The sequence below is a fragment of the Paracidovorax avenae ATCC 19860 genome, from assembly GCF_000176855.2.
Taxonomy (GTDB): domain Bacteria; phylum Pseudomonadota; class Gammaproteobacteria; order Burkholderiales; family Burkholderiaceae_C; genus Paracidovorax; species Paracidovorax avenae.
In genome coordinates this window covers 4,786,537-4,803,096 of sequence record NC_015138.1, presented here as the reverse complement: position 1 = coordinate 4,803,096, position 16,560 = coordinate 4,786,537, and the positions used below count along the sequence as shown (strand labels likewise).

Here is a 16,560-nt window from a genome sequence, read left to right as displayed (position 1 = left end):
GCGCAAAGACGGCCCTAGAGGCAGGGCGGGCCGCCCAGCCCGCGCAGGCGTCTGCGGTCAGGCGGGGGCTTCGCCAGGTTCCTTGCTGGCAGGGCTTGTTTCTTCCGTTTCCGCCTTCTGTGCCGCGCCGCGCCCGAACCATTCCACCGCGCCGAAGGCCAGGGCCGCGAGCACCAGCGGAGCGAAGAAGTAGAGCGCCCGGTAGGCCAGCACCGCTGCCAGCGCCTGGGAGGTGGGGATGTACGCCGAGAGCACGGCCGTGCCCACGGCCTCCAGCACGCCCAGGCCCGCCGGTATGCGCGACACCAGTCCCGCGACGGCGCCCAGCAGCACCGTGGCGAGCGCGGCGGCATACGGCGTGTCGCGCCCGGCCAGCACCCACACGGCGGCGCCCATCACCGCCCAGTTCACCGTGGACACCAGCACCTGCAGCAGGGCGACGCGCCAGTCCGGCAAAGGAAAATCGTGCCCGCGCCAGGCGATCGGCCGGCCGCGCCGCACGGCGCAGGCGGCGACGTAGGCCGCGGTGAGGGTGGCCAGCGCGGTGCCGGCCCAGCGCAGTTCCTGCGGCCCCACGTGCCAGCCTTCCGGCAGCTTGGGCGACCAGATCCAGAACACCGCGCCCGCCAGCACAAAGTAGCCCAGCCAGTTGGTGACGATGCTCTGCCCGATCACCTGGCCGATCGCGCCCACGGACACGCCCTGCCGGGAGTAGAGCCGGTAGCGCACCGACACCCCGCCGATGATCGAGCCGAGGTTCAGGGTGAACGGATAGGCGATGAGCGTGATGCCCACCGTGCGCCCCACGGACAGGCCGTGCCGCGTGAAGTACCGGCCGAACAGGTCGAAGGTGCTGTAGAGGCCGTGGCTCGCGAGCGCCAGGGCGGCGGCCGTCAGCAGCGTGGGCGTCGGCAGCGCGAGGAAGGCTTCCCATACCGCGCCCCAGTCCACGTTGCGCGCCTGCCGCACCAGCAGGGTGATGACGAAGGCGATGAACGCCCCGGTCACCAGCGTCATGGCCCAGGGCCACCAGCGCTGCGAGCGCAGGCGCTGCCACCGGCTCTTCTTCTCGCCGGCCCGGCCCGCGCCATCGGCGTGGTCGCGGGGAAGGGCGGGCGTGGGCGAGGCGGGGGGCATGGAGGACCGATCGGGCGCCGCGCGCTCAGGTCGTGGATGGCCGGTGGCCGTGGTCGCCGCCATGCGCGTCGGGCTGCACGAGCGAGATCTCCGGTTCGTGGCGCGGCAGCCATCCGGCCCACGCCGGGAACCAGCGCATCAGGTGGAACAGGCAGTAGCTGCGCAGCAGCCGCAGGCCGTCCCAGCGGCCCGGCGGCGTGGGCTCGACCTGCCGGCAACTGTGCTCCATCAGGTGCGCGAGGCGCCCGTGCAGCGTGGCGTTGAACTCGCGGTCGCGGATGACGACGTTGGCTTCCAGGTTCAGCGACAGGCTCAGGGGGTCGAGGTTGCTCGACCCCACGGTGGACCACTCGCCGTCCACCAATGCGACCTTGCCGTGCAGCGGCCGGTCGCAGTATTCGTAGATGCGCACCCCGCCGCGGATCAGGTGGTCGTAGAGCATGCTCGCGGCCACGCGCACGATCGGCATGTCCGGCTGGCCCTGCAGGATCAGGCGCACGTCCACCCCGCGGCGCGCGGCGCGCCGCATCTCGCGGATGAAGCGGTAGCCCGGGAAGAAGTACGCATTGGCGATCACCACGCGCTCGCGCGCCGCACGCAGCGCGACACGGTAATGGCGTTCGATGTCGTTCGTGTGGGCGTGGTTGTCGCGCGTGACGAAGATGGCGTCGGCATTGCCGGCGGCGGGATGCCGCTCCACGGCGGCGCGGGCGCCGAAGGGCCACCGGCGCCGCTCGGCCGCGGCGCGCGGCCCGCCTGCCGGCCTGCCTGCCTGGAACGGGGGCCGGGCTGTGTCGCCAGGGTGCGCCGTGCCGGCCCCGGCTTCCGGCTCGGCGCTGGAGGTGGCCTGCGGGTTGGAGCGCCGGCCGTCCTTCCTGTCGCCTTTGTCCACCACGCTGCGGGCGAAGGCGCGCATCTGCGCCACGATGGGGCCGCGCACCTCGACGGAATAGTCCTGCTTGGCCTCGGGCCCGAAGTCCGCGACATGGTCGGCGGAATAGTTGATGCCGCCGATGAAGCCGACCTCGCCGTCCACCACGACGATCTTGCGGTGCATGCGGCGCAGCAGGTTCAGCCGCTGGCCGAAGATGCGCAGCCCGCCCGGATCGAAGATGCGGAAGCGCACGCCCGCTGACACGAGCGACCCGACGAAGGATTCGGAGAGGTCGGGCGAGCCGAAGCCATCCACGAGCACATGCACCTCGGCGCCGTTGCGGGCCGCCTGCAGCAGCGCGGCGTGCAGGCCCTGGCCGATCTTGTCCTCGAACAGGATGAAGGTCTCCAGCAGCACTTCGCGCTTCGCCGCGGCGATGGCCTCGAACACGCGCGGGAAGAAGGCCTCGCCGTTCTCCAGCAGTTCGAAGCGGTTGCCCGGCACCCAGCGCGAGGAACGGCCCGGCCGTGTCATAGCGCGATCTCCGCCGCCAGGGGCGCGTGGTCCGACAGTTTGTGCCAGGGCTTGCGCGGCAGCACCACGGGCGCATGCACCGACGCGTTGCGCACGTAGATGCGGTCGAGGGCCAGCAGCGGCATCGAGGCCGGGAAGGTGCGCACGGCCCGCCCGCCCGCATGCACGAACACCTCGTGCAGCCCCGCGCCCTTGCGCAGCACCTCGTGGGCGCGGCCGCGCCAGTCGTTGAAGTCGCCGGCCACGATCACGGGATCGTCGGCAGGGAAAGTGTTGACCAGGTCGCACACGCGCCGCAGCTGGCGCTGACGGTGCGCCTCCTGCAGGCCCAGGTGGACGCAGATGGCATGTACCTGGCGGTCATGCCCCGGCGGCTGCAGCACGCAGTGCAGCATGCCGCGCCGCTCCGGGCCGCTCACGGAAATGTCGTGGTTCTCGTAGTGGACGATGGGAAACTTGGACAGCAGCGCATTGCCGTGGTGCCCGCTGTCGTACACCGCATTGCGGCCATAGGCGTACTGGCCCCAGATCGTGTCGGCCAGGAATTCGTAGTGCGGCTCCTGCGGGAAATTGGCCACGCGGCTGGCGTGGCGCTGGTGCGTGCCCAGCACTTCCTGGAGGAAGACGATATCGGCCGCCACGCCGCGCACGGCCTCGCGCAGCTCATGCAGCATGAAGCGGCGGTTGAAGGAGGTGAAGCCCTTGTGCACGTTCACGGTCAGCACCTTGAACGCGACGGGCGAGGGGGATTCTGCGTGGGTATCCATGGATGCCATCGGTGGAAGGGCACCGCAGCCATGGCGGACGGGCCGCCGGCCGCGGCGCGGGGTTCAACCGATTGTTCCGACCCCTGCACAGCCATGCTGTAGGACTGCGGGCCGACCGCGTGCGCGGCCCATGAACCGGCGCGGCACCTCCGGGGGCATCAAGCCGGGAGAAAACCCTCTACCGAGAGGTAGCGCTCTCCCGTGTCGTAGTTGAAGCCCAGCACCCGCGCGCCCTGCGGCAGCTCGGGCAGCTTCTGGGCGATGGCCGCGAGCGTGGCGCCGGAGGAGATCCCCACGAGCAGGCCTTCCTCGCGGGCGGCGCGGCGGGCGTATTCGCGGGCTGGCTCGGCATCGACCTGGATCACGCCGTCCAGCAGGCTGGTGTCCAGGTTCTTCGGCACGAAGCCCGCGCCGATGCCCTGGATGGGGTGGGGCGCCGGCTGGCCGCCGGAGATCACCGGCGAGGCGACGGGCTCCACGGCGAACACCTTGAGCTGGGGGAATTTCGGCTTGAGCACGCGCGCCACGCCCGTGATGTGGCCACCGGTGCCCACGCCCGTGATGAGCGCATCGATGCCTTCGGGGAAGTCGGCGAGGATCTCCTGCGCCGTGGTGCGCACGTGCACGTCGATGTTGGCAGGGTTCTCGAACTGCTGGGGCACCCAGGCGCCGGGCGTCTGCGCGGCCAGTTCCTGCGCGCGGGCGATGGCGCCCTTCATGCCCTTTTCGCGCGGGGTGAGGTCGAACTGCGCACCATAGGCGAGCATCAGGCGGCGGCGCTCGATGCTCATGCTCTCGGGCATCACGAGGACGAGGCGGTAGCCCTTCACCGCGGCGACCAGCGCCAGCCCGATGCCGGTGTTGCCCGAGGTGGGCTCGATGATGGTGCCGCCGGGCTGCAGCGCGCCGGAGCGTTCGGCGTCCTCGACCATGGCCAGCGCGATGCGGTCCTTGATGGAGCCGCCCGGGTTGCTGCGCTCGGACTTGACCCAGACATTCGTCCCCGCCCCGAAGAGCCGGTTGATGCGCACGTGCGGCGTGCTGCCGATGGACTGCAGGATGTTGTCGATCTTCATGGCGTCTCCACGATGGAAAAAGGTTCCTGAGGAACGGGAACGGGCCATTGTGGACCAGTCCAACGACACGGGCTGCATATGGATATGCCGCAGCCGACGTCCGACGGGATCGTCATGAAAGCCAAAATTTAATTTATGTAATACATAGATTGAATGTAGAGAAATTCATCGTTTCACGATGGATGAGCGTCCGGGCGCGCGGATATTCTCCGAGCCGCCCGTGCAGGGGAGCCCTTCCTGCAGACACGCGGACCGTGGCATGCGCCTGCATGGCGGAGCGCCGGGCGGGCGGCGGCACGCCGCCCGGAAACCGCCACCGGAGGCGGTGGAGGAGACAACCGCCCGCAGTGTCCCGGCCCCGCCGTGGCCTGCGCCCTGCATCCGTCATACGAAATACACCATGCGGAAAAACCTGCTCCCGCGCTCCCGCGCTCCCCTGGCCCTCGCATTCGCCGCCGTGCTCACGGCCTGCGGCGGCGGCGAATCTTCTTCCATGCCGTCCGGCGCGGCCGCGGCGACGGCCGACACCCGTGTCAGCACAAAGGACTCCGCGGCGCCGGGCGCACCGCTGCGGCGCCCCGTCTCGCCGCAGCAACCGATGTTCCTGGTGCATGTGGACACCTGGAATTCGGCGGATCCCCAGAAGATCATCGACCTCATCCCGCAGGACGTCCGTCCCTACACGGTGCTGGTGCTCTCGCTGTCCATCCTCCACGATGACAAGACGTCCACGCCCACCCAGTGCCGCTGGCGGCAGGTGGAGAACGGCATCGAGACGGCCCGCTCCTGGATCAAGGTGGCTGCCGACAACCGGATGTGGGCCATGGTCCAGCCGTCCAGCGGCGGGTTCACCCATTTCCCCGACTACGACGGCAGCGCCGACCTGGAATCGACCGTCTACGGCGAGTTCTTCCGGGACTATCCGAACTTCCTCGGCTTCAACTACGCCGAGCAGTTCTGGGGATTCGACCAGACCTGCTCCCCGTCGGCGGACAAGCGCTGGGAGCACTGGGCGAACCTGCTGAAGCTCACCAACAAGTACGGCGGCTATCTCGACGTGAGCTTCACCGGCGGGTTCTGGGGCGCGGCACTGAATCCGCTGGCCATGGCCAAGCGCAGCCCCGTGCTCGAAGGCGCGCTGCGCACGTATGCCAGGAATTTCATCATCGAGGAGAAATTCACGGCGAACTACGGCTTCCACGACAACGAGAGCGTGAGCCTGGGCATGTACCTGTCCGGCTACGCCGGCAACTACGGCATCCGTACGGACCGCACGGGCTGGTACAACGCCGACGGCTCCACCACGTACCCGGTGCCCGCGGGAGCGCCCCACCTCGTCGAGCACCTGGCGCTGACGGGGCAGACCGTGTTCGACGGCCCTGAACTGATCATGCTCGACATGGTCAGGAACCTGCCCAACGGGCAGACCGCCGACGGCTACTCCACGCGGCGCTGGGATTTCCATCCCCAGTTCCGGAACATCCACCTGGACATCTACCGCAAGATCCTCGACGGCACGCTGCGCATTCCCAGCCGCAAGGAAGTCATCGACCGCACGCGGATCGCCATCGTCAACGACGTGTCCTCGGGCAGCGACCGCGCCCTCTACTCCACGCCGGAAACCCTTTTCTCCGGGCTGTACGCGATGGACGGCGACGGCACCTACCTGAACCAGCACAGCTGGACCAAGAAGACCGGCCGGTATCCCGCCATCCCCACGGTCTGGCGGCTGGCGGATGACCTGGCGCAATCGTTCCAGACCACCGTGAAGAAGTCGGAGTACGCGAGCCGCTGGTCCAGTCCGGCGGCCAAGGTCGCCGAGTTCGACGCGCTGTTCCCGCAGGAGTACACGGGCGACATCTATGCCGGCCGCCTGGAGAACACCTGGGTGACCTACAACCCCTACCGCACCAGCCAGGCCGCGAGCGGCAGCATTCCCTTCAAGTACAACACCTGCGCAGGGCTGGACGTGACATATCCGCCCTTCACGACGGGCGTGGTGAAGGAGTATCCGGACAAGGTCACCATCTATCTCACGAACTACGATCCGGACAATGCCGCGCTGAAGAAGAGCCGCATCGCGTTCCGGGGTGCCGCTGCGCAGCCGGCCTTTTCCTTCCAGGACCGCGGCGACCATCCGGCGAGCCAGGTGTCGGGCACCTGGGCGGACGGCGTGCTCACGCTGGACGTGGCGCACAACGGAGCGCTGGATCTCACGGTGAACTGCTCGGGGACCGCTGGCGGCCGGCTTTCCGGCGCCACGGACGCCGCGATCCTGGCACCCGAACAGCCCCCGGTCTATACCGGCACGCACCAGTACGAGGCGGAGCATTTCGACTTCCGGAACACCGCCCGGGTGGTCGCCAACGGGGTGAACGAGGCCGTGCGCAATTACCAGGGGCTGGGCTACGTGAATTTCGGCACCAGCAGCGCAGCGAGCCTGCGCGGCCGCGTCCAGGTGCCCTCGGCCGGGAGCTACCAGCTCCTGACCCGCTACGCGGTGGCGGGTGCGGATGTGGGAACGATCGACGTGTACGTCAACGGCGTGCGCGCCGGTTCGCCGGTGTTCACGCAAACACCGACGGCCAGCGACTGGGCGGTCGTTCCGCTCACGGTGACCCTGCAGGTCGGAGTGAACACGATCGAGTTCCGGGCGCGGGCAACAGCGCCGGCGTCCGTGTACATCGACAACGTCGCCTTGCAGCAGTGACGGCGGGGATGCGGGTGCCGGGCCTCGTGGTTTCCCCTGAACCACCCGGGCCCGCGTTTCCACCATCCTCGGCGCATGTCCGAAGAACTCTCGCTCCACCAGCGCCGCCGGCGGCCCACGCCGGCCGAGCTGCAGGGAATCCCCTGGCTCGCCGCCCTCGCACCCGCTGAACGCGACCGGGCGATGGATGCGCTGGTGGTGGGCGATGCGCAGGTTGGCGACTTCGTGTGCCGGCGCGGCCGGCCCGTCACCTACTGGTTCGGCGTGGTGGAGGGCCTGCTCAAGATGAGCACCGACAACGCCCAGGGGCAGACCATGACGTTCGCGGGCGTGCCGCCCGGCGGCTGGTTCGGCGAAGGCACGGCCGTGAAGCGCGAGCCCTACCGCTACGACATCCAGGCGCTGCGCCGCAGCGTGGTGGCCGGGCTGCCGATCGACACCTTCCACTGGCTGCTGGACCACTCCCTGGGCTTCAACCGCTTCGTGATGCAGCAGCTCAACGAGCGGCTGGGCCAGTTCATCGCCGCGCGGGAGATCGAGCGCCTGGGCAGCCCGGACGCGCGCGTGGCACGGGGGCTGGCGGCGCTCTTCAATCCGCTGCTCTATCCCGGCGTGGGCCACGTGCTGCGCATCACGCAGCAGGAACTGGGCTACCTGGTGGGCCTGTCGCGCCAGCGCGTGAACGAGGCACTGGCCGCGTTACAGGCGCAGGGGGCCATCCGCGTCGAATATGGCGGCCTGCGGGTGCTGGACCTCCAGGCCCTGCGCGAGAGCGTGTTCGCGGCGGCGGCAGGAGACGGCGTGCCACCCGCAGGCACGCCGCCAGCGAAGCCCGTCCCCCGCCGGACGCCGCGCCACCACCCGGTCCGCGGAGCGGCGCGGGCTTGAAGGGCGGGCGGGGGCCGTGCTCCCACCACGTTCCGGGCCGATCCGCAGAGCGTGGCCACGCTGGTGAGCGAATAACCCCTTCAGCCCGGAAGCGCGGGCACCGTGCCCGCTTCGCCGGGGGTGCGCTGCAGGCGGAAGGCGCCCACCATCTCGGTCAGGCGGCCTGCCTGCTCGCGCAGGCTGCCCGCCGCCGCGCTGCTCTCTTCCACCAGCGCGGCGTTCTGCTGGGTCATGTTCTCCAGGGCGCTCACGGACTGGCTCACCTGGCCGATGCGGTCGCTCTGCTCGTGGGCCGAGGTGGTGATCTCTCCCATGATGGACGACACCTTCTGCACGGATTGCACGAGTTCCCCGATGGTGGAGCCGGCCTGGGCGACCAGGCTGGAGCCTTCCTGCACCTGCCCGGAGCTGGCGAGGATCAGCGCCTTGATCTCGCGGGCAGCCTCGGCGCTGCGCCCCGCCAGGGCACGCACCTCGCCCGCCACCACGGCGAACCCACGCCCCTGTTCGCCTGCGCGGGCGGCCTCCACCGCGGCGTTGAGCGCGAGGATGTTGGTCTGGAAGGCGATGCCGTCGATTACCCCGATGATGTCCGAGATCTTGCGGGAGCTGGCGCTGATCACGTCCATGGTGCGCACCACCTGGGAGACCACTTCGCCGCTGCGCGTGGCGACCTGGGCGGCCGAGGCCGTCATCTGGTTGGCCTGCCGGGCGGCGTCGGCGCCCTGGTGGACGGTCTGGGTCAGGTCTTCGAGGGCGGAGGCGGCCTCCTGCAGGTTGCTGGAGGTCTGCTCCGTGCGGTGGCTCAGGTCCAGGTTGCCGGAGGCGACTTCGGAACTGGCCAGGAGGATGGAGTCGGCGGTGGTGCCGATGTGCCCCACCAGGGCGCGCAGTTGCTCCTGCATCGCCGCGATCGCGTCCAGCAGGCGGCCGGTCTCGTCGTGGATGCGGACTTCCACGCGGGAGGTGAGGTCCCCGCGCGCGATGCGTTCGGCCACCACCACGGCGCGCCCGATGGGCTGGGTGATGGTGGCAGTGGTGCGCCAGGCGATGAACAGGCCCAGGGCGATGGCGATGGCCACCAGCGCGCCGCCGGTCAGGCGCGAGCGGGTCTGGGTCTGCTGCGCGTCCGCGGCGGCGTCGGCGTTCAGGGTGTTCTGCAGTTCCACGAGCTGCGCCAGCTTGTCGCGCCATACGGCCTCGGGCGGCGCCACCCGGGTCATCAGGCCGAGCGTGGCGCTGACCGTGTCGCCGTCGGTGACCAGCTTGACTGCGCCTTCGATCTCGGGGCGGGTCTTGCGGGACTGCGCCTGGATGTCCGCCATGAGCTGGCGCTCCTCGGGTGTGGCACCGCCGGATTCCAGCAGCGCAGCGAGTTCGGCCTCCTGTTTGGCGTAGCGCTGCAGGGTGTCGGCCGCCTTGCGGGCCTGGTCCTCGGCGTTGCGGGGATCGATGTCGCCCAGCATGGCGGCCGAGCGTGCATGGATGCCCGTGGCGCTCACGGTCTGCAGCATGCCGTTGGCCAGCCGCGCCTTGGCCGCGCCCGGGCCGGTGATCTGCTGCATCTGCCGGGTCATGGCCGACATGGAGAAATGGCCCAGGGCCGCCACGGCCGCCAGCAGGGCCAGCATGCATCCGAAGCCGAGGAACAGCCGGCGCGAAATCGAGAGGGAGCGAAGGAATGTGACGGCCTGCATAGTGTGTTTCCGGTAGCCTGTTCCGATGTCAGGGGTTCATTGCAAGATGAGTGCCAGTAGAAAACCTGGTGTTGTTACAAATACGGGGCGCAGGCCTGGCACTTTCACTGGCATGCTCCGCATGGCGCGAGCTGCGTCTGGCGAAACCATTGGATCATCCTGTGCACCGCCTGCCCCATCGTTTTACGCTATTTTTTTGATAGCTTTCTTTCGCATGAAGGCCATCGTGCCAGAGTCCGGGGGCACCCAGGCCCGGCTTGGTAATTTTGTTACATATGTCCGCTGGAGGTGACATGGTGAAGACAGGTGTGATGCGCTCGGCGTGGATCTCCACCCTGCTGCTGGCGTTGTTCGCCGGCACCGCTGCGCGGGCCGCACTGGTCCAGGTCCTGGTGCAGGACGGCACGGGCAAGCCGCTGCAGGGCGCCGTGGCGTTCCTGGACTCGGCGCAGGCGCGGCGCCAGGCGAAGCCGCTGGCGTCCGCCGAGGTCGCCCAGGAAAAACGGACCTTCGTGCCCGACGTGCTCGTGGTCACGGCCGGCACGCAGGTGCAGTTCCCCAACCACGACACGGTGCGCCACCACGTCTATTCCTTCTCGCCGGCCAAGAAGTTCGAGCTCAAGCTCTATTCGGGCACGCCCGCCAATCCCGTGCTGTTCGACCAGCCGGGTGTGGTGGTGCTGGGCTGCAACATCCACGACCAGATGGTGGGCTGGATCCTGGTGGTGGAAACGCCGTACTACGGGCGCTCCGATGCGTCGGGTACGGTGCGCCTCGACAAGGTGCCGCCGGGCGAGTACACGCTGCGCGTGTGGCACCCGGGGCTGCCGGTGGGGGCTCCCGCCCTGGCCCAGCCGATCGCGGTCTCCGAGCCGGGTGGGGCGCCGGTGGCCGTGCGGCTGGCAGGGGCCGTGCAGTGACCTGGCGCGCGTTCGGCCAGAGCCTGATGTTCCGGCTCGCCGGGGTGTCGCTGCTCCTGCTCCTGCTGGTGCAGGCGGCCGGCTTCCTGGTGGTACGCGCGTCCATCGAGCGCAATGCCCGGGCGCAGATCGCCGTGGGGCTGGATGCGGACGAGCGGGTCTGGCGGCGCCTGATCGGGCAGAACGCGGAGCGGCTGCAGCAGGCCTCGGCGCTGCTGGCGGCCGATTACGGCTTCCGTTCGGCCGTCAACTCCGGCGATGCCGAGACCATCGCGTCGGTGCTGGCCAACCACGGCGGTCGCATCGGTGCGGCGGTCGCGGCCCTGCTGGACACGGAAATGCAGCTGGTGGTGTCCTCCGCCTCGGACGCATCCAGTGATTCCCGCTCCGTGCTGCTCGGTGTGCTGCCCCTGCTGGCGCAGCACCCGGGCCGCAGCCAGATCGCGGTCGTCGGCGGCGTGCCTTACCAGTTCGTGATGGTCCCCATGCGCGCGCCCCTGCTGATTGGCTGGGTGCTGATGGGATTCCCGGTCGGGCAGGCGCTTGCCGCCGAAATGCACCAATTGCAGTCGATCGAGGTGGCCATCGTGGTGCGCGGCCCCGACGGCCAGCGGTCCGTGCCCGTGACCACCCTGCCGGAAGACGACCGGCAGCGGCTCGGCGGGCTGGCGGGCGACGGCGAAGTGGAAACGGAGGCTGGCCCGATGCTGGTCCGCCGGGTGCCCCTCGAGAGCGCCAACGGCGAGACCGAGGTCATGCTGATGCGCTCCCTGGACGGCGTGCTGGCGCCCTACCGCCACCTGCAGGTGCTGCTCGGCGCCATCACGCTGGCAGGCGTGGCGCTGTTCGCGGTCGGCTTCGCGCTCATGGCGCGGCGCGTGGCGGCTCCGCTGCGGGCGGTGACGGAGGCTACGCAGCGCATCTCGCGCGGCAACTATGCCGAGCCCATCGAGCACACGCACCGCAAGGACGAGATCGGCCGCCTGGCGCGCTCTTTCGACCGCATGCGGCTGGGCATCGCGGCGCAGCAGGACGAGATCCGCCAGCTCGCCGACACCGACCGGCTCACCGGCGTGCCGAACCGGGAGCGGTTCCGCCGGCTGCTGATGGAGGCCATGGAGCACGGAGGGCGTTCCGGGGAACCGCTGTCGGTGATCACCCTGGACCTCGACCGGTTCCAGCAGGTCAACGACGTGCTGGGCTACGCGCTCGGCGACCGGCTGCTGCAGGCGGTGGTCGCGCGCATCGCGGCCCACCTGCGCACGGAGCGGGAACTCGTGGCGCGGCTCGGGGGCAACGAGTTCGCCGTGCTGCTGCCGGGCGCCGACGAGGCATCTGCCCGGGATACGGCGCAGCGCATCACGCGGGCGTTCGAGTCGCCCCTGGTGTTCGACGACCAGATGGTGGACCTGAGCGCGGGCATCGGCATCGCCTGCTGGCCGGGGCCGGCGGATGACGCCGACACGCTGCTCAGCCACGCGGAAATCGCGATGTACGCGGCCAAGCGGCGCCTGCATGGCGCGCAGATCTACGACCCTTCGATGGAATCCTCCAGCGCGGCGGCGCTGTCGCTGCTGTCCGAGCTGCGCCATGCGGTGGAGGCCGGCGAGCTGCGGCTTTTCCTGCAGCCCAAGCTCCGGCTGGACGGCCAGGCCGGCTGCGGGGCCGAGGCGCTCGTGCGCTGGCAGCATCCCGTGCGCGGCCTCGTGCCGCCCATGCAGTTCATTCCCTTCGCCGAGCAGACCGGCTTCGTGCGGCAGCTCACGCTCTGGATCTTCGAGCAGGCCGCGCGCTACCTCGCGCGGCCGCAGGTGCGGGGCCTGGGCCTGCGCATCTCGGTGAACCTGTCCACGCGCGACCTCATGGACACGGACCTGAGCACCCGCCTGGGCACCCTCATGGCGCGGCACGGCGTGGAGCCGGGGGATTTCTGCCTGGAGATCACCGAAAGCGCCATCATGGACGACCCCGGCCGGGCCGAGGCCATGCTGAACCGGCTGTCCGCGCAGGGCTTCAAGCTGTCCATCGACGACTTCGGCACGGGCTACTCCTCGCTGGCCTACCTCAAGCGCCTGCCGGTGGATGAACTGAAGATCGACAAGTCCTTCGTCATGGGCATGGCAGCGGATGCCGGCGACGCGCAGATCGTGCGCTCCACCATCGACCTGGCGCACAACCTGGGGCTCTCCGTCGTGGCCGAGGGCGTGGAATCCGCCGCGATCCTGGAGCAGCTGCGCGGACTGCGCTGCGACGAAGCCCAGGGTTACCACATCGGCCGCCCGATGCCCGCGGACGACTTCCTCGCCTGGCACGCTGCCGCTGCCGCGCGAAAATAGCGCCATGTCCGATTCCGCCCCCCGCCGCCGCCTGTCGCTCCCGCCCAGCGGCCCGCGCGCCAGCCAGCCCGATCCCGCTCCCCGCTCCGCACCGCCCCCCGCGGGCGGCCCCCGGCCCGCAGGCCGCTTCACCCTGCGCGCCCCGGAGGCCGGCGCAGGCGAGGCGCCGCGCGCTGCCGCCCCGCGCAACGCTCCCGCAGGGCGAGGCGCGCAGGCGCCCTCGCGCCCCGGCCCCGCGCGCGCTCCCGCTCCCATGGCTGCGCCCACCGGGGCACACCGCGGCGACGCGCCATCCGGCACCTCGCGCCTGAACAAGCGCATGGCCGAGCTGGGCCTGTGCTCGCGCCGCGAGGCGGACGACTGGATCGCCAGCGGCTGGGTGCGCGTGAATGGCCAGGTGGCCGCCATGGGCCTGCAGGTGGCGCCCACGGACCGCATCGAGGTGGACCCCGCCGCCCGCGGCCAGCAGGAGCGGCAGGTCACCATCCTGCTGCACAAGCCCATGGGCTATGTCAGCGGGCAGGCCGAGGACGGCCACACGCCCGCCGTGGCGCTCATCAACCCGCGCACCCACTGGCGCGAGGACCCGAGCCGCCAGCGCTTCTCGCCCCCGCAGCTGCGCGGGCTCGCGCCCTGCGGCCGGCTGGACATCGATTCCGTCGGGCTCCTGGTGCTCACGCAGGATGGCCGCGTGGCGCGGCACCTGATCGGCGAGGATTCCGAAGTGGAGAAGGAATACCTCGTGCGCGTGCACTACGGCGACGTCGCGACGGACGTGCAGTCCGTCTTCCCGGCCGCGCAGCTGGCGCGCCTCTGCCACGGCCTGTCGCTGGACGGCCAGGCCCTCAAGCCGGCGAAGGTGGACTGGCAGAACCCGGAGCAGCTGCGCTTCGTGCTGCAGGAGGGCAAGAAGCGCCAGATCCGCCGCATGTGCGAACTGGTGGGACTGAAGGTGGTGGGCCTCAAGCGCATCCGCATCGGCCGCGTCGTGCTGGGCAACCTGCCTGTGGGGCAGTGGCGCTACCTGGGGCCAAACGAGCGGTTCTGATCAGCCGCCGCCGGGCTGGATGCCTGCGTCGGACGCATCCAGCGCCTCGCGCACCCGCTGCGCCAGGTCTTCCAGGGTGTAGGGCTTGCCGAGCAGGTGCACGCCCGCGTCCAGCACGCCGTTGTGCACGACGGCGTTGCGCGTGTAGCCGGTGGTGAACAGCACCTTCAGCCCCGGGCGGCGGCGCAGCGCTTCCTCGGCCAGCTTGCGGCCGTTCACGTCGGGCATGACGACGTCGGTGAAGAGCAGGTCGATCTCCGGGTGCGCGTCGATCAGCTTCAGCGCCGCCGCTGCGCCGTCGGCCTCCAGCACGCGGTAGCCGAGTTCGCGCAGCGCCTCCACGGAGAACTGCCGCACGGCGGCCTCGTCCTCCACCACCAGCACCACTTCCTGCGCATCCCCCAGAGGCAGCGGTGGCGGGGCGACCGGTCCGGCGTCTTCTTCGATGGCATTCACCATGCGCGGCAGGTACACCTTGACGGTGGTGCCTTCGCCGACCTCGGAATAGATCTTCACGTGCCCGCCGGACTGCTTGATGAAGCCGTACACCTGGCTCAGCCCCAGGCCCGTGCCCTTGCCCACCTCCTTGGTGGTGAAGAACGGGTCGAAGGCCTTGGCGATCACCTCCGGCGGCATGCCCGTGCCGGTGTCGGTCACGGCGATCAGCACGTACTGCCCGGGCGCCACGCCCAGGTGCTCCGCGGCGTAGCGGTCGTCCAGGTGGGCATTGGCGGTTTCGATGGTGAGCCGCCCGCCGTCGGCCAGCGCGCCCATGGCGTCGCGGCCGTTGACGGCGAGGTTCAGGATCACGCTCTCGAGCTGGTTGCGGTCGGCATGGATGCGCCACAGTCCGCCGGCGAGCACCGTCTCCAGCCGGACCGCGCCGCCCAGCGCATGGCGCAGCATGTCGGACATGCCGGCGACCAGCTGGTTGGCGTCCAGCGGCACCGGGCTGAGCGGCTGCCGGCGCGAGAAGGCCAGCAACCGCTGCGTGAGCTGCGCCGCGCGCCGGGCACCGCCACGGGCTGCGTCGATGTGGCGCCTGGCGCGCGGCTCGCCCGCGGCGAAGCGGCGGTCCAGCAGTTCCAGCGACCCCAGCACCACCGCCAGCATGTTGTTGAAGTCGTGCGCGATGCCGCCGGTGAGCTGGCCCACCGCCTCCATCTTCTGCGCCTGGCGCAGGGCCTCTTCCGTCCTGAGGCGCTCGGCCACCTCCAGCGCCACGCGCTGCTCCAGGGCCTCGTTCAGGTCGCGCAGCGCGCGCTCGGCGCGGTGGCGCTGCGTCACGTCCTGGAACAGCACGGCCACCTGGCGGCGTTCGGCCGGCTCCACGCGGAAGGCGGACAGCTCCAGGTAGCGGCCGGTCTTGACCAGCTCCCGCTCGAAGCGCACCGGCTCGCCCGTGACCAGCACCTTGCGGTAGATCTCCACCCAGGCGTCGGCTTCCTCGGGCACCATGTCGCGCACGCGCTGGCCCACCACGTCGGCAATGCCGGCGTTGGCAAGATAGGCCGGGTTGGCGGACACGTGCACGTAGTCGCTCAGCGGGCCGTGCGGGCCGTCGAGGAACTCGATCACGCAAAAGCCCTCGTCCATGGTCTCGAACAGCGTGCGCAGTTGCAGCTCGCTCTCGCGCAGCGCCTCTTCCGCGGCCTTGCGGGCCGTGAGGTCGGTGGCGGTGCCGAACCATTCCACCACCTCGCCCCGTGCATCGAGCAGGGGCATGGCGCGCGACAGCGTCCAGCCGATGCTGCCGTCCACGCGGAACACGCGGTGCTCCAGCTCGAGCAGGCTGCGCGTCGCCATGGCCTGTGCGATGGCCGCGCGCACCCGGGGCTGGTCCTCCGCCGGCACGTATTGCTCCACCCAGGAGCGCATGGGTTCCGCGGTGTCGGCCACGAAGCCCTGGCCGTTGACTTCCAGCAGCCGGCTCCAGTCGGCGTTCATGCGATAGACCGCGTTGGCCGTCGCCAGCGTCAGCGCCCGCAGGCGCGATTCGCTGTCGGCCTGCCCGCGTTGCGCGAGCATCTTGCCGGTGGTTTCCGCGACGGTGCACAGCACGCCCTGCACGCGCCCGTCGTCGTCGCGCAGGGGCGTGTACGAGAAGCTGAACCAGGCGGGCTCGGGGTGGCCGCGGCGGTTGACGACCAGCGGAAGGTCCTCGCGGTGCAGCGCCTCGCCCGACAGGGCCCTGGCCACCAGATCGGCCACGTCGGGCCAGACCTCGGACCACACCGCCTCCAGCGCGGCGCCCATGGCCCAGGGGTGCTTGTTGCCCAGCATGCCCACGTACGGCGCGTTGTACACCATGCCCAGGCCCGGACCCCAGGCGAGCCACGTCGGGGCCAGAGAATCCAGCACCAGGGAGGCCGCCGCGCGCAGAGGCCGCGGCCATCCGGCCGGGTGTCCCAGCGACGATGTTCCCCAATCGCATTCGCGCAGCAGGGTATGCGCCGGCGTGCCGTCGGGCAGGAAATGGGGCTCAGCAGCAGTCATGTCAGCGAATGTAATCGTGGAGCGCTGCATGATCCGAAAGTCTGTTTCGGGGCTCAGGCATCGACGCCCCTCAGGGG

The 16,560-nt window shown here is 70.3% G+C and carries 11 protein-coding genes; 5 read left to right on the top strand and 6 right to left on the bottom strand.

The features are described from left to right. Positions 1 to 57: 57 nt before the first annotated feature. The 4 genes from ACAV_RS20820 to cysK form a co-directional block, all read right to left on the bottom strand. On the bottom strand, positions 58 to 1,137 hold the full coding sequence (locus tag ACAV_RS20820) for a lysylphosphatidylglycerol synthase transmembrane domain-containing protein (protein ID WP_013596558.1): 1,080 nt from the start codon (positions 1,135 to 1,137) through the stop codon (positions 58 to 60). A 25-nt stretch (positions 1,138 to 1,162) separates the two neighbouring features. Continuing rightward, the gene (gene clsB / locus ACAV_RS20815; protein WP_013596557.1) at positions 1,163 to 2,545 is read right to left on the bottom strand and encodes a cardiolipin synthase ClsB; all 1,383 of its coding nucleotides are present in this window, start codon (positions 2,543 to 2,545) and stop codon (positions 1,163 to 1,165) included. Next, positions 2,542 to 3,321, bottom strand: coding sequence for an endonuclease/exonuclease/phosphatase family protein (locus tag ACAV_RS20810; protein WP_041828838.1), 780 nt, complete (start codon positions 3,319 to 3,321; stop codon positions 2,542 to 2,544). Before ACAV_RS20810 ends, clsB begins: the two co-directional genes overlap by 4 nt. A 149-nt stretch (positions 3,322 to 3,470) precedes the next feature. Continuing rightward, complete coding sequence (cysK, locus tag ACAV_RS20805) at positions 3,471 to 4,388, bottom strand: cysteine synthase A (protein ID WP_013596555.1); 918 nt, start codon at positions 4,386 to 4,388, stop codon at positions 3,471 to 3,473. 400 nt (positions 4,389 to 4,788) lie between these two features. On the opposite strand from cysK, the gene ACAV_RS20800 reads away from it, so the two are divergent. Both ACAV_RS20800 and ACAV_RS20795 read left to right on the top strand, forming a co-directional pair. Beyond that, on the top strand, positions 4,789 to 7,098 hold the full coding sequence (locus ACAV_RS20800; RefSeq protein ID WP_013596554.1) for a glycoside hydrolase family 98 domain-containing protein: 2,310 nt from the start codon (positions 4,789 to 4,791) through the stop codon (positions 7,096 to 7,098). Positions 7,099 to 7,173: 75 nt separating this feature from the next. Further along, a complete protein-coding gene (locus ACAV_RS20795) occupies positions 7,174 to 7,986 on the top strand; it encodes a Crp/Fnr family transcriptional regulator (RefSeq protein ID WP_013596553.1) in 813 nt (270 codons plus the stop codon). A gap of 80 nt (positions 7,987 to 8,066) precedes the next feature. On the opposite strand, the gene ACAV_RS20790 is transcribed toward ACAV_RS20795, so the two are convergent. Then, positions 8,067 to 9,683, bottom strand: coding sequence for a methyl-accepting chemotaxis protein (locus ACAV_RS20790; protein ID WP_013596552.1), 1,617 nt, complete (start codon positions 9,681 to 9,683; stop codon positions 8,067 to 8,069). 293 nt (positions 9,684 to 9,976) lie between these two features. On the opposite strand from ACAV_RS20790, the gene ACAV_RS20785 reads away from it, so the two are divergent. The 3 genes from ACAV_RS20785 to ACAV_RS20775 are packed head-to-tail and all read left to right on the top strand — an operon-like array spanning position 9,977 to position 13,987. Further along, complete coding sequence (locus ACAV_RS20785) at positions 9,977 to 10,603, top strand: hypothetical protein (RefSeq protein ID WP_013596551.1); 627 nt, start codon at positions 9,977 to 9,979, stop codon at positions 10,601 to 10,603. After that, on the top strand, positions 10,600 to 12,939 hold the full coding sequence (locus tag ACAV_RS20780) for a putative bifunctional diguanylate cyclase/phosphodiesterase (RefSeq protein WP_013596550.1): 2,340 nt from the start codon (positions 10,600 to 10,602) through the stop codon (positions 12,937 to 12,939). The genes ACAV_RS20785 and ACAV_RS20780 overlap by 4 nt, the downstream gene beginning before the upstream one ends. A gap of 4 nt (positions 12,940 to 12,943) precedes the next feature. Beyond that, positions 12,944 to 13,987, top strand: a complete 1,044-nt coding sequence (locus ACAV_RS20775; RefSeq protein ID WP_013596549.1) for a pseudouridine synthase — start codon at positions 12,944 to 12,946, stop codon at positions 13,985 to 13,987. Here the strand turns inward: ACAV_RS20775 and ACAV_RS23885 are convergent, their stop codons facing one another. Beyond that, positions 13,988 to 16,483 (bottom strand): PAS domain-containing protein, encoded by a 2,496-nt coding sequence (locus ACAV_RS23885; RefSeq protein WP_244875495.1) that lies wholly within the window; start codon positions 16,481 to 16,483, stop codon positions 13,988 to 13,990. Positions 16,484 to 16,560 lie beyond the last annotated feature (77 nt).